The organism is Streptomyces sp. LBL, assembly GCF_029893585.1.
Lineage (GTDB): Bacteria > Actinomycetota > Actinomycetes > Streptomycetales > Streptomycetaceae > Streptomyces.
The window spans coordinates 120,592-132,766 of record NZ_JARXYX010000013.1 but is presented as its reverse complement, the minus strand read 5'-3'; the positions used below and the strand labels follow the sequence as shown (position 1 = coordinate 132,766).

Below are 12,175 nucleotides of genomic sequence, written 5' to 3'. Positions count from 1 at the left end.
GAGCCACCATGCTCTTCGCCGTCCGCATGACCGTCAACCTGCCGCCCGACATGGATCCCGACGTCCGCGCGTCGACGCTCGCAGCAGAGAAGGAGTATGCGCGGAAGCTGCAGCACACCGGAGAGTGGCTGCACCTGTGGCGGTGCGCAGGCCTGTACGCCAACCTCAGCATCTTCGACGTCACCGACAACGACCGGCTCAACGAAATCCTCTGGGAACTGCCGCTCTTCGCCTACCTGGACATCACCGTGACGCCGCTCGCCCGTCATGCGTCGGCGATCGGCTGACGCCCCGGGACGACGGGCGGTCCTCGGTGTCCAGGGTGTTCGCGCCGTACTCGAATCCGCCGCCAAGGATGTACACCGCCACCGGAAGCGCCTTCCCGACCGGCTGCTCGGGAGCCCACACGTTCAGGTTCAGGCAGTCCTCGCCCGTCCCGCTGTCCGCTTCGAGCCGGTCGCCGCTGTCGGGCTCGACGGGGGCGACGCCCTTGCGGTCATAGGGGCGGTCCGGATCGAAGTCCGCGACCACGGGGCGGCGGTATCGCTCGGCGGTGGCGTACGGGATTCCCCACCAGGACCGCGCCCCTGGTGCAGTCGGAGCCTTGGGCGCGGTCGCGACCACTCCGGCTCGACAACGGACATTGGAAGATCACCCACCGCACAGCCCATCCGGCCATGAGACGGTCCACGCTTCGCCGACATCCTCCAGCCACACGAAGGAGACTCATGCGCACCAGTCCTCGCCGCCGCGGGCAGCTCACGATAGCCGCCCTGGCCAGCATTACGGCGACCTTGGTGTCGAGCACCGCCTACGCGGTGCCCGACACCCCCGTCAACTTTCCCGCCGCTTCAGCGGGGGCGCAGCACCACCAGAAGCCGCGCGTCATCGTGACCCAGGATGGCGAAGTCGACGACATGGACTCCTTCATCCGGTTCCTCTACTACTCCAACGAGTTCGACGTCGCCGGCATCGTCCTCACCAGCTCGAAGTACCACTGGGCCGGTAACGGTGACACGGTTTCGCCCTACCGTTGGACCGGAACCCAGTGGGTCAACGAGTACCTCGACCGGTACGCCGAGATCTACCCCAATCTGCGCAAGCACGCGAACGGTTATCCCACCCCTGCCCGACTCCGCTCGCTGTACAAGGTCGGCAACATCGAGAACGTCAGCGATATGTCCAAGCCCACCGAGGGCTCCGATTTGGTCAAGAAGGCCATCCTCGACAACAAGCCCGGGCCGCTCTACGTCCAGGCCTGGGGCGGGCTCAACACCGTCGCCCGCGCGCTCAAGTCGATCCAGGAGCAATACGAGGGCACCAAGAAGTGGCCGGCCATCCAACGCAAGATCAGCGACAAGGTGGTGCTGTACAACATCCTCGAACAGGACGCGACGTTGAAGGACTACATCAAGCCGAACTGGCCTGATGTGAAAATCATTGACAACCAGTCCCAGTTCTGGAGTTTCGCCTACAGCTGGAAGAAGACCGTACCCAGTCCCTCTCAGTACACCCTCCGTGGCCCCTACATGGAGAGCAACTTCCTCAACGGACACGGTCCCCTGCTGCAGCAGTACCGAACCTACCGGGACGGCAACCCGACGGACGGCGACGACGAGAACAACCGCTGGCGCCCGGACCAGAACCTCGGCTACGACGTCCACGACTTCATCTCCGAGGGAGACTCCCCCGCGTTCATGCACCTGCTGGACTTCAACGGACTGCGTTCTTCCGAGGACCCGACGTACGGCGGATGGGGCGGCCGCTTCAAGCCCAACGCCTCAGGGTGGAACGACACCTCCGACGCCAACCCCTACACCGGGAACCCGGCCGACCTGAGCTACCCCCAGACCCGCTGGGTCGAGGACATCCAGAACGATTTCGCGGCCCGCGCCGACTGGGGCCAGGCCACCTCCTACAGCGCTGCCAACCACAACCCCACGGCAGCTGTGAGCCCCGGCACCAGCCTCACCGCCAAGCCGGGCACCACGGTCACTCTGCGGGGCAGCGCCCATGACCCCGATGGGGACCGCGTGTCGTACAAGTGGTGGCAGTACGCCGACGCCGACACCTACGACGGCGAAGTCGCCCTGAACAGGACGGACCAGCCGAACGTCTCCTTCACCGTTCCTGTCGACGCCGCACCAGGATCCACCATCCACGTGATCCTCGAAGTGAAGGACAGTGGCACCCCTGCGCTCAAGCACTACCAGCGCGTAGTCGTAACCGTCTCGCGCTGATAATCGCGTCACCTCACCGGCCCTGCCGGTGAGGTGGGGGCAACGCGGGCTTCCCGGTCGGCGCGCGCAGGAACCTCAGGTCTGGCCTGAGGGAGACGGTGATGCCCTTGGTCGCGGCCAGGTCTCCGAGCTTGCCCACGGCCTCGACGTTCTTCTCGAAGTTGCCGGGCTGCCAGCGGGGGTCGGCGTTGCGCATGTCGGTGACGTCGTATTCGCCGGCGGGCTTGGCGGTGCCGGTGATGAAGCCGCGGCCGAGCGATGAGTAGGCGACGAAGCCGACGCCCAGTTCGTCGAGGACCGGGAAGAGCTGCTCGGCGTCCCGCTCGAACAGGGAGTACTCGGTCTGCAGGACGGAGACCGGCTGCACGACATGCGCCCTGCGGATGGTCTGCGGGCCGGCCTCGCTCAGGCCGAAGTACTTGACCTTGCCTGCGTCGATCAGCTCCTTGACGGTGCCCGCCACGTCCTCGATCGGCACGTCCGGGTCGACGCGGTACTGGTAGAGGACGTCGATGTGGTCGACGCCGAGGTAGCGCAGGCTGTTGTCGGTGACCGTACGGATGTTGTCCGGACGGCTGTTGAGGCCCAGCCCCAGCCCCTCCTCCGTGCGCGCGAAGCCGACCCCGCCCGAGGAGGACGTGCCGCCCCTCTTTGACTGTCGTCATGAGCACGCAAGTGAGGCGTCGGGATCTGACCCCGGCCCGGTCACATCCGTCACGGCTCGTCGACAGACCGGCAACGGCTGGAGCAGTCGCGCGAGGCAAGCCTTTACTCCGGGTAAGCCGCCCTGCAGCGGGGCCGAAGGTCCCTTACGGTGCCCGTCGCATACCTCCGCAGGACCGCGCCGTACGATGCATAAAGTTGAAAGCAGGACAGCCTGCTCATGAACGGAACCGCCTTGTACGAACGCCGCTCAGCCTCCGCCTCGTGGCGCATCGCGCTGCCGCACTCCGCCGCGGCCGTGCCCGTGGCGCGCGCCCTGGTGCGCACCGCACTGACCGAGCTGGATCACGGGGCCGACAGCGACACCGCGGAGCTGCTGACGGCGGAGCTGGTGGCGAACGCCGTGGAGCACACCGTCGGGGACGCGCCGATAGAGCTCGTGGTGGAGCTGCTGCCGACCGGCTGCCAGGTCGAGGTGCACGACCCGGACCCGGCGCCACCCGTCAGTCTCACCCTCCCGGTGGACATCGAGCCCGACCCCTGGCAGGAGCACGGGCGCGGCCTGCTGCTGATCCGCACGCTCAGCTCGTCCTGCGGCCACCGCCCCACCGAGTCCGGCAAGGCGGTGTGGTTCACCCTGCCGACGGCGCCCGCCCAGCGGCAACCGGCATGACAGAGAACCTGGTCGGGCGCGGCCTGTCCGGGCGCGGCCTCCGGGCGTGGGCGGGCGCCGCGGAACCGGTCAGGCGAGGGTGGCGACCAGGACGGCCTTGATGGTGTGCAGCCGGTTCTCCGCCTCGTCGAACACGACCGAGTGCGCCGACTCGAAGACCTCGTCCGTCACTTCCAGGGAGTCGAGGCCGTGGGCCTCGTATATCTCCTGGCCGACCTTCGTACCCAGGTCATGGAAGGCCGGCAGGCAGTGCAGGAACTTCACGTCCGGGTTGCCGGTGGCGCGTAGGACGTCCATGGTCACGGCGTACGGGGCGAGGGCGGCGATCCGCTCGTCCCAGACCTCCTTGGGCTCGCCCATGGAGACCCACACGTCGGTGGCGACGAAGTCGGCGCCCCGGACGCCCTCGTCCAGGGACTCGGTGAGGGTGATGCGGGCCCCGCTGGACTCGGCCAGCTCATGGGCCCGGTCGACGATCTCCTGGGCGGGCCAGTAGGACTTGGGTGCGACGACCCGCACGTCCATGCCCAGCAGCGCGCCGGTGACCAGGTAGGAGTTGCCCATGTTGAAGCGGGCGTCGCCGAGGTAGGCGAAGGCGATCTCCTTGACGGGCTTGGCGGTGTGCTCGGTCATGGTGAGCACGTCGGCGAGCATCTGGGTGGGGTGCCAGTCGTCGGTGAGGCCGTTGTAGACGGGCACCGCGGCGTACGCGGCGAGCTCCTCCACGTTCCGCTGACTGTCCCCGCGGTACTCGATGCCGTCGTACATCCGGCCCAGCACACGTGCGGTGTCCTTCACCGACTCCTTGTGGCCGATCTGAGAGCCCGACGGGTCCAGGTACGTCGTCGAGGCGCCCTGGTCGGCGGCGGCGACCTCGAACGCGCAGCGGGTGCGTGTCGAGGTCTTCTCGAAGATCAGCGCGATGTTCCTGCCCCGCAGGTACCGCGTCTCGGTCCCGGCCTTCTTGGCGGCTTTCAGCTCGGCGGCCAGCTCGATCAGGCCGAGGAACTCCCGCTCGGTGAAGTCGAGCTCCTTGAGGAAGTGGCGGCCGGCGAGGGCGGTCGGGATTGTCGCCATGGGGCGCTCCAGAGGTACAGCGGACAGGAACAGGAACAGGAACAGAACCCTGGAAGTCTATACGACATTCGGCATTTCTATACAGCCTCCTTCTGCGTCCCGCACGGCCCTCCGCCTTACACCGCCTCTCCGTCCTGCACGGGCCCCTGTGCCTACACGGCCCCTCCGTCCTACACGGCACCTCTCTCCACCGGGCAGCTCATGCAGCGCGGCCCGCCCCTCCCCCGTCCCAGCTCGCTGCCCGGGATCTCGACGACCTCGATGCCCTGCTTGCGCAGGTGGGTGTTGGTGGTGGCGTTGCGCTCGTAGGCGATGACGACACCCGGCTCGACGGCCAGCACGTTGCAGCCGTCGTCCCACTGCTCGCGCTCGGCCGCGTGCACGTCCTGGGTGGCCGTGAGGACCCGGATCTCGTTCAGCCCGAGGGCGGCGGCGATCGCGCGGTGCATGTGCTCCGGTGGATGGTCGGTGACCTTGAGCTCCTTCTCGCCGACGCCCGGTTCGATGGTGTAGGAGCGGAGCATGCCGAGGCCCCCGTACTGGGTGAAGGTGTCGCCGTCGACCATGGTCATCACGGTGTCGAGGTGCATGAAGGCACGGCGCTTGGGCATGTCGAGGGCCACGATGGTCTGCGCGGAGCCGGCCTCGAACAGCTTGTGGGCGAGCATCTCGACGGCCTGGGGGGTGGTGCGTTCGCTCATGCCGATGAGGACCGCGCCGTTGCCGATCACCAGGACGTCCCCGCCCTCGATGGTGGACGGGTAGTCGGCCTGCCCCTCGGACCAGACGTGGAACGTCTCCTCGCGGAACAGGGGGTGATGCCGGTAGATCGCCTCGAAGTGCACGGTCTCGCGCTGCCGGGCCGGCCAGCGCATGGCGTTCACGGAGACGCCGTCGTAGATCCAGGCGGAGGTGTCCCGGGTGAAGAGGTGGTTGGGGAGCGGTGCGAGAAGGAAGTCGTCGAGCTCCATGACGTGGAAGCGCACGGAGGTCGGCTCCGGGTGTGCCTCCAGGAACTCCCGCTTGGTCATACCGCCGACGAGGCTCTCGGCCAGTTCGGGCGCGGGCAGGTTCTCGAAGGCGGCACGGAGATGGTCCGTGGCGAGCACCCCGTACTCCTTCTCGTCGAAGACGCGGTCCAGGACGAGCGAGCGGGCCGCCGGGATCTCCAGGGCCTCGGTCAGCAGATCACCGAACAGGTGGACGGCGACCCCACGGTCACGCAGCACATCGGCGAACCCGTCATGCTCGGCCCGCGCCCGCCGCACCCACAGGACGTCGTCGAAGAGCAACATGTCCTTGTTGCTCGGAGTGAGCCTTTTGAGCTCCAGGTCCGGCCGGTGCAGGATGACGCGGCGCAGCGGGCCGGCTTCGGAGTCGACGTGGAATCCCATGACTCCATCCTGACCACGGGGGGCCGGATTCACCCGTTCGTTTGACTGTTTCGGGGCGCTTGTTTTTCATCCGCATGATGAGACGTGATGAGAAATCCGGATGGCGTGCCGGCGCATCGGCGTACGGGCGCCCACCGGGTCCGGGGTCTCAGCAAGGCCGCGTTCGGTGAGCCTCCGGGCTGTACGGCCAGTACGGCACGACGTGGAGTCCGTCACGCAGGGCGCTCAGGCCGGTCAGGGCGGTCAGACCGGCCGCCACGCGCCCCGCGCGCTTCGACAAGCCCGGTTCGCGCATCCCTGACCCCTGGATGAGATCGGCCGCCGCCCTGAGCCCCCCGTGACACCGGTGCACCCTTGTATACGACTGCCGGTATTCCGTCAACTCATCAATACAATAAGGAGGTTGAGGTCGAGCAGACACGCGAAGACCTTCCGACGGCCGGGACTTCCGCCCGCCACGACCGGACAACAGGAGTACGCGGTGAGCCCTGACACGCTGGTCACGCATTTCCTGCTCGCCTCAGCGCTGATTCTGGCGGTCGGCCACGGCGCCGGCTGGCTGGCCCGGCGGCTGAAACAGCCGTACATCGTCGGCCAGTTGGCGGCGGGCATCGCGCTCGGCCCGTCACTGCTCGGCAGCGTGGCGCCGGGCTCGTACCACGTGCTCTTCCCGAAGGAGATCGGGACGGCGCTCACCGGACTCGCGCAGTTCGGGCTCGTGATCTTCCTGTTCGCCGTGGGGTACGAGCTGGACCTGAAGGTCCTGGGTGACCGGGCGCGTACGGCGGTGACCGTGGCACTGGTGGCGTTCCTGGTGCCGATGGCCGTGGGGAGCGGCGCCGCGCTGCTGTTCCGGGAGCAGTTGCGCGCCCTGGACATGCCTCACCTCTCCCCCGCCATGGTGGTGTTCGCCGGAGTCGCTTTATCGATAACCGCAGTACCGGTGCTGACCGCCATCGTGCGGGAGAACGGCCTGGCCAGCACGGTGCCGGGGGTGCTGGCGGTGTCCGCCGCCGGGCTGCTCGACGTGATCGGCTGGACGGTGCTGGCCGGGACACTGCTGGACGGCGGCAGCGGTGAGCGGGCGCTGGGCTGGCCGTGGCGGGCGGCGCTCGCGGTCGGGTTCACCGCCCTGATGCTGGTGGCGGCCCGGCCGCTGCTGCGCAGGCTCCTGTGGACGACCCGGATGGAGCCCTCGCTGCGGCTGGCCCTGCTCATCGGCTTCGCCTTCGCGTCGGCGTGCTTCACCCAGTTCCTCGGGCTGCACGCGATCTGCGGCGCACTCCTCGCGGGTGTCGTCTGCCCGCGTGAGCAGGACGGCACGCTCGACCCCGACCTGTTGCAGCCGCTGCACGTCGTCAGCTCGCTGCTGCTGCCGTTCTTCTTCGTCTACTCGGGGCAGTCCGTCGCCCTGAACAGCATGACCGCCACGGGATGGTCCGCCCTGCTGGTGGTGACGGTGCTGGCGGTCGTCACCAAGATCGGCAGCGGTACGGTCGCGGCCCGGCTGGGCGGCCTGGACCGCGACGACGCGCGGACCGTCGGCGTCCTGCTGAGCGCCCGCGGCCTCACCGAGCTGATCGCTCTCAACGCGGGCCTTCAAGCAGGCCTGTTGAGCGAGCCCTTCTACACGGTCCTGGTGTTCATGGCGCTGACCACGACCCTGCTCACCCAGCCGCTGCTGATCCTGGTCCGCCGACTGGCTCACCACGAACAGCGCCGCCTCGCGGACGGCCCCGGCACCATCCTGGTACGCCAGCACCCGACGCCCCACACCGTGGACTCCCCGGAACCCGCGCCAGGAGAACCACGTTGACCGACTGACCGCCGCGTTCGACGGACCGGGTGGCCTCCCGGCGGGAAGGCCACCCCATGGGCGACGGCTCAATACCGACGGCTCAATACCGACGACTCATTGCCGGCGACTCATTGCCGGCGACCGGACCGTTCGGGTACTCCGCTACAGCCGCGGATCCACCGGCTCCGACTCCAGCGCCAGCACTCCGAACACCGCCTCGTGAACCCGCCACAGCGGCTCGCCCTCGGCGAGTCGGTCGAGGGCCTCCAGGCCGAGCGCGTACTCGCGGATGGCGAGGGAGCGCTTGTGGTTCAGGAAGCGGCCGCGGAGGCGGGCGAGGTTCTCCGGGCGGGTGTACTCCGGGCCGTAGATGATCCGGAGGTACTCACGGCCGCGGCACTTGATGCCGGGCTGCACCAGACGGCCCTGCTGACCCACGCTTCCGCTCCCGCTCCCGCTCCCGCTCCCGCTCCCGCTCCCGCCCGAGGGGCTGCCCTGCTCTCCCCCGCTCCCGGCCTCGCCCGAGCGGGGGCGCTTCTGTCGCACCACCGCGCCGAGCGGCTTGACGACCATGCCCTCGCCGCCGCGTCCGGTCATCTCCAGCCACCAGTCGACGCCCGCCCGGACCGACTCCGGGTCACCGGTGTCGACGTACAGACGGCGGGTCGTCTGGAGCAGGCCGCTCGTGTCGTGCTCCACCATGCGGTCGAGGTACGCGAGTTGCTCGTCGTGCGGCAGGGCGGCGAGGCTGCGGCCCTGGACGGCGAGGATCTGGAACGGGGCCAGGCGTACGCCGTCCAGGCCGTCGGTGGTCCAGCAGTAGCGGCGGTAGGCGTCCGTGAACGCCGAGGCCGCTTCGGCTCGTTCGCGCTGGCGGGCCAGCAGGTCCGAGACGTCCACGCCCCGCGCCGCCGCGCCCTGCAGAGCGGCCAGCGCGCCCGGGAACACGGCGCCGGAGGCAGCGCCCACGGCCGCGTACTGACTGCGCAGCAGACCCTGGGCCTTCAGCGACCACGGCATCAACTCGGCGTCCAACAGCAGCCAGTCGCCCGCGCCGGAGGCGCTGTTGGATGCGGCGAGTTCGGTCCACAGGCCGGCCTCGCCGATCGCCGTGCGGAGGCGGCCGAGGATGTCCTCCGTCACCGACGCGTCGTCGAAGAAGGGGCGGCCGGTGCGCGTGTAGAGGGATCCGGTGGGGCCGTCCACGCCGAAGTGCGTGCGGGCCGTCTCCGCGTCCCGGCACACCAGGGCCACCGCCCGCGAGCCCATGTGCTTCTCCTCGCACACGACCCGCGCGACCCCGTCCTCCGCGTACTGCGCGAAGGCCTCCGCCGGGTGTTCGAGGTAGCCCTCGATGTGGCTGGTGGCCGTCGGCGCCATGGTCGGCGGGAGGTAGGGCAGCAGACGCGGGTCCACCGCGAAGCGGCTCATGACCTCCAGGGCCGCCGCCGCGTTCTCCTCGCGGATCGCGACCCGGCCCTGGTGCCGGGTCTCGACGACCCGGCGGCCGTGCACGTCCGCGAGGGCGAGCGGGCGTCCGTCGTGTCCGCCGGGCGCCTCGGCCCGCAGCGGCCTGGCCGGCTCGTACCAGACCCGCTCCGCCGGTACGTCGACCAGCTCGCGCTCCGGCCAGCGCAGCGCGGTGAGCTTGCCGCCGAAGACGGCACCGGTGTCCAGGCAGATGGTGTTGTTGAGCCAACTGGCTTCCGGAACGGGGGTGTGCCCGTAAACAACCGCCGCCCGGCCGCGGTAGTCCTCCGCCCACGGGTAACGCACCGGCAGCCCGAACTCGTCGGTCTCGCCGGTGGTGTCGCCGTACAGCGCGTGCGAACGGACCCGGCCGGAGGTGCGGCCGTGGTACTTCTCCGGCAGACCGGCGTGGCAGACGACCAGCCGGCCGCCGTCGAGGACGTAGTGGCTGACGAGGCCGTCGATGAACTCCCGTACCTGTGCCCGGAATTCGTCGCTCTCGCGCTCCATCTGCTCGACCGTCTCGGCCAGCCCGTGGGTGTGCTGGACCTTGCGGCCGCGCAGGTACCGCCCGTACTTGTTCTCGTGGTTGCCGGGGACGCAGAGGCCGTTGCCCGATCCCACCATCGACATGACGCGGCGCAGCACGCCGGGGCTGTCCGGGCCGCGGTCGACAAGGTCCCCGACGAAGACCGCGGTACGGCCTTCGGGGTGCACGCCGTCGGCGTAGCCCAACTTCCCGAGCAGGGTCTCCAGCTCGGAGGCGCAGCCGTGGATGTCGCCGACGATGTCGAAGGGGCCGGTGAGGTGGGACAGGTCGTTGAAGCGCTTCTCGGTGACGACGGTGGCGTTCTCGATGTCCGCCACGCCCCGCAGGACATGCACCTTGCGGAAGCCCTCGCGCTCCAGGTGCCGCAGCGAGCGCCTGAGTTCGCGGGTGTGCCGCTGGATGACCCGGCGGGGCATGTCGGCGCGGTCGCCGCGGCCGGCGTTGCGCTCGGCGCACACCTCCTCCGGCACGTCGAGCACGATGGCGATGGGCAGCACGTCGTACTGTCTGGCCAGGTCGATCAGCTGCCTGCGGGCGTCCTGCTGCACGCTGGTCGCGTCGACGACGGTGCGGCGGCCGGCGGCCAGGCGCTTGCCGGCGATGTAGTGCAGGACGTCGAAGGCCTCCCGGGTCGCGCTCTGGTCGTTCTCGTCGTCGGAGACCAGACCGCGGCAGAAGTCGGAGGAGATCACCTCGGTGGGCTTGAAGTGCCGTCGGGCGAAGGTCGACTTGCCGGAACCGGAGGCGCCGATCAGTACGACGAGGGAGAGGTCGGTGACGGGCAGGACGCGTCCCTGCCCGGGGGAAACCTGAGTCCCGGTCATGCCGCCTTCGCCTCCTTCTCGTTCGGGGTCGTCATGGTGGCCGGCGCGGATTCGAAAACGGCCATCTGCGTGGGCGGACCCACTTCCGGGTCGTCGGGCCCGACCGGCACGAACCGCACGGCGTATCCGTGTCGGGCGGCCACCGCGTCCGCCCAGTCCCGGAACTGTGCGCGCGTCCACTCGAAGCGGTGGTCGCCGTGCCGGACGTGACCGGCCGGGAGGCTCTCCCAGCGGACGTTGTACTCGACGTTCGGGGTCGTCACGAGGACCGTGCGCGGGCGGGCCGCTCCGAACACCGCGTACTCCAGGGCGGGCAGCCGGGGCAGGTCGAGGTGCTCGACGACCTCGCTCAGCACGGCGGCGTCGTACCCCTTGAGCCGGTTGTCGGTGTAGGCCAGCGAGCCCTGGAAGAGCTGGACGCGCGCGGCCTGCCGCTCCCCCATACGGTCCAGCTTCAGCCGCCGGGAGGCGATGGTGAGGGCGCGCATCGACACCTCGACGCCGACGATCTCGGTGAACCTCGGGTCCTTGAGCAGCGCCTGCACCAACTGGCCCTGCCCGCACCCGAGATCGAGCACCCGGGCGGCCCCGGACGCACCGAGCGCGGCGATGATCGCGTCCCGGCGCTGCACGGCGAGCGGGGTCGGCTTCTCCTCCGCCTCGCTCTCCGCCCCGACCGCGTTGTCGATCTCCTCGACGTCGCTGTCGTCGGCCTCGGCCAGCCGCACCAGCTCCAGCCGTTCCGTCGCCTCCCGGGTCAGCGACCAGCGGCGGGACAGGTAACGGCTGGTGATCAGCTTCTGCTCCGGGTGCGCGGGCAGCCAGCCCTCACCGGCCCTGAGCAGCTTGTCGACCTCGTCGGACGACACCCAGTAGTGCTTGGCGTCGTCGAGCACCGGCAGCAGGACGTACAGGTGACGCAGCGCCGCGGCGAGGGTCAGCTGCTCCGACTCCAGTACGAGACGCACGTACCGCGAGTCGCCCCACTCCGGGAACTCGCTGTCCAGGGCCACCGGCTCCACGGTCGCCGTCCAGCCGAGGGGCGCGAAGAGACGCCGTACGAGTTCCGGGCCGCCCCGGGCGGGCAGCGCGGGCACCTCGACGCGCAGCGGCAGCGGCTGCGCGGCGCGCTCGGGGAGGGCGCTGCACACGCCACGCATCGCGCTGGAGAACACGCCGCTCAGCGCCACGGCGAGCAGCGAGGAGGCCGCGTACGGGCGGTCGTTGACGTACTGCGCGAGGGCCGCGTTCGGGGCTCCGCCGCGCCCCTTGCCCTTGCCGCGCCGGACCAGTGCCACCGCATCGACCTCCAGCAGCAGCGCCGCCGTGCAGCGCTCGGCGTCCGCCTCGGGGTAGAGGACGTGGGCCGTGCCGTAGGACGTGGAGAACGCCTGCGCCTTCTCGGGATGCTTGTGCAGCAGGTAGCCGAGGTCGGTGGCGGGGCGTTCCGGGGTGCCGGTGGTGCTGATCGTCAGGAACATCGGGA

Annotated in this window: 9 protein-coding genes and 1 pseudogene; 4 read left to right on the top strand and 6 right to left on the bottom strand. The window is 69.7% G+C overall.

The genetic code is table 11. The features are described 5' to 3' along the window. The first annotated feature begins 8 nt into the window (after positions 1 to 8). Positions 9 to 287 (top strand): muconolactone Delta-isomerase family protein, encoded by a 279-nt coding sequence (locus tag M2271_RS17925; protein ID WP_348539173.1) that lies wholly within the window; start codon positions 9 to 11, stop codon positions 285 to 287. Here the strand turns inward: M2271_RS17925 and M2271_RS17920 are convergent. After that, a complete protein-coding gene (locus tag M2271_RS17920; protein ID WP_280888242.1) occupies positions 244 to 624 on the bottom strand; it encodes a carboxylesterase family protein in 381 nt (126 codons plus the stop codon). The genes M2271_RS17925 and M2271_RS17920 overlap by 44 nt on opposite strands. A 104-nt stretch (positions 625 to 728) precedes the next feature. On the opposite strand from M2271_RS17920, the gene M2271_RS17915 reads away from it, so the two are divergent. After that, a complete protein-coding gene (locus M2271_RS17915) occupies positions 729 to 2,240 on the top strand; it encodes a DUF1593 domain-containing protein (RefSeq protein WP_280888241.1) in 1,512 nt (503 codons plus the stop codon). Positions 2,241 to 2,301: 61 nt separating this feature from the next. Here the strand turns inward: M2271_RS17915 and M2271_RS17910 are convergent. Then, positions 2,302 to 2,829, bottom strand: a pseudogene (locus M2271_RS17910) (aldo/keto reductase); the annotation flags it as partial. Positions 2,830 to 3,123: 294 nt separating this feature from the next. On the opposite strand from M2271_RS17910, the gene M2271_RS17905 reads away from it, so the two are divergent. After that, entirely contained in the window at positions 3,124 to 3,576 is a 453-nt protein-coding gene (locus tag M2271_RS17905; RefSeq protein WP_280888240.1) for an ATP-binding protein, read from the top strand. 69 nt (positions 3,577 to 3,645) lie between these two features. Here M2271_RS17905 and argF read toward each other — a convergent pair whose 3' ends face one another. Beyond that, positions 3,646 to 4,653 carry an ornithine carbamoyltransferase gene (gene argF / locus M2271_RS17900; protein WP_280888239.1) on the bottom strand — a complete coding sequence of 336 codons (1,008 nt, stop codon included), beginning with the start codon at positions 4,651 to 4,653 and terminating at the stop codon, positions 3,646 to 3,648. A gap of 170 nt (positions 4,654 to 4,823) precedes the next feature. Further along, positions 4,824 to 6,047, bottom strand: coding sequence for an arginine deiminase (locus M2271_RS17895; RefSeq protein ID WP_280888238.1), 1,224 nt, complete (start codon positions 6,045 to 6,047; stop codon positions 4,824 to 4,826). Between the two features lie 481 nt (positions 6,048 to 6,528). Between M2271_RS17895 and M2271_RS17890 the strand changes: the two genes are divergently transcribed. Next, complete coding sequence (locus tag M2271_RS17890; protein ID WP_280888237.1) at positions 6,529 to 7,863, top strand: cation:proton antiporter; 1,335 nt, start codon at positions 6,529 to 6,531, stop codon at positions 7,861 to 7,863. Between the two features lie 144 nt (positions 7,864 to 8,007). On the opposite strand, the gene M2271_RS17885 is transcribed toward M2271_RS17890, so the two are convergent. After that, positions 8,008 to 10,689: a polynucleotide kinase-phosphatase gene (locus tag M2271_RS17885; RefSeq protein WP_280888236.1), complete on the bottom strand. Its 2,682-nt coding sequence runs from the start codon at positions 10,687 to 10,689 to the stop codon at positions 8,008 to 8,010. After that, positions 10,686 to 12,170 carry a 3' terminal RNA ribose 2'-O-methyltransferase Hen1 gene (locus M2271_RS17880; RefSeq protein ID WP_280888235.1) on the bottom strand — a complete coding sequence of 495 codons (1,485 nt, stop codon included), beginning with the start codon at positions 12,168 to 12,170 and terminating at the stop codon, positions 10,686 to 10,688. The genes M2271_RS17885 and M2271_RS17880 overlap by 4 nt, the downstream gene beginning before the upstream one ends. Positions 12,171 to 12,175 lie beyond the last annotated feature (5 nt).

Excerpts from the sequence above, each read along its gene's own strand:
- M2271_RS17905 (WP_280888240.1), top strand. The coding sequence starts at position 3,124 with ATGAACGGAACCGCCTTGTACGAACGCCGCTCAGCCTCCGCCTCGTGG.
- M2271_RS17885 (WP_280888236.1), bottom strand. The coding sequence starts at position 10,689 with ATGACCGGGACTCAGGTTTCCCCCGGGCAGGGACGCGTCCTGCCCGTC.
- M2271_RS17925 (WP_348539173.1), top strand. The coding sequence starts at position 9 with ATGCTCTTCGCCGTCCGCATGACCGTCAACCTGCCGCCCGACATGGAT.
- M2271_RS17880 (WP_280888235.1), bottom strand. The coding sequence starts at position 12,170 with ATGTTCCTGACGATCAGCACCACCGGCACCCCGGAACGCCCCGCCACC.
- M2271_RS17895 (WP_280888238.1), bottom strand. The coding sequence starts at position 6,047 with ATGGGATTCCACGTCGACTCCGAAGCCGGCCCGCTGCGCCGCGTCATC.
- M2271_RS17915 (WP_280888241.1), top strand. The coding sequence starts at position 729 with ATGCGCACCAGTCCTCGCCGCCGCGGGCAGCTCACGATAGCCGCCCTG.
- argF (WP_280888239.1), bottom strand. The coding sequence starts at position 4,653 with ATGGCGACAATCCCGACCGCCCTCGCCGGCCGCCACTTCCTCAAGGAG.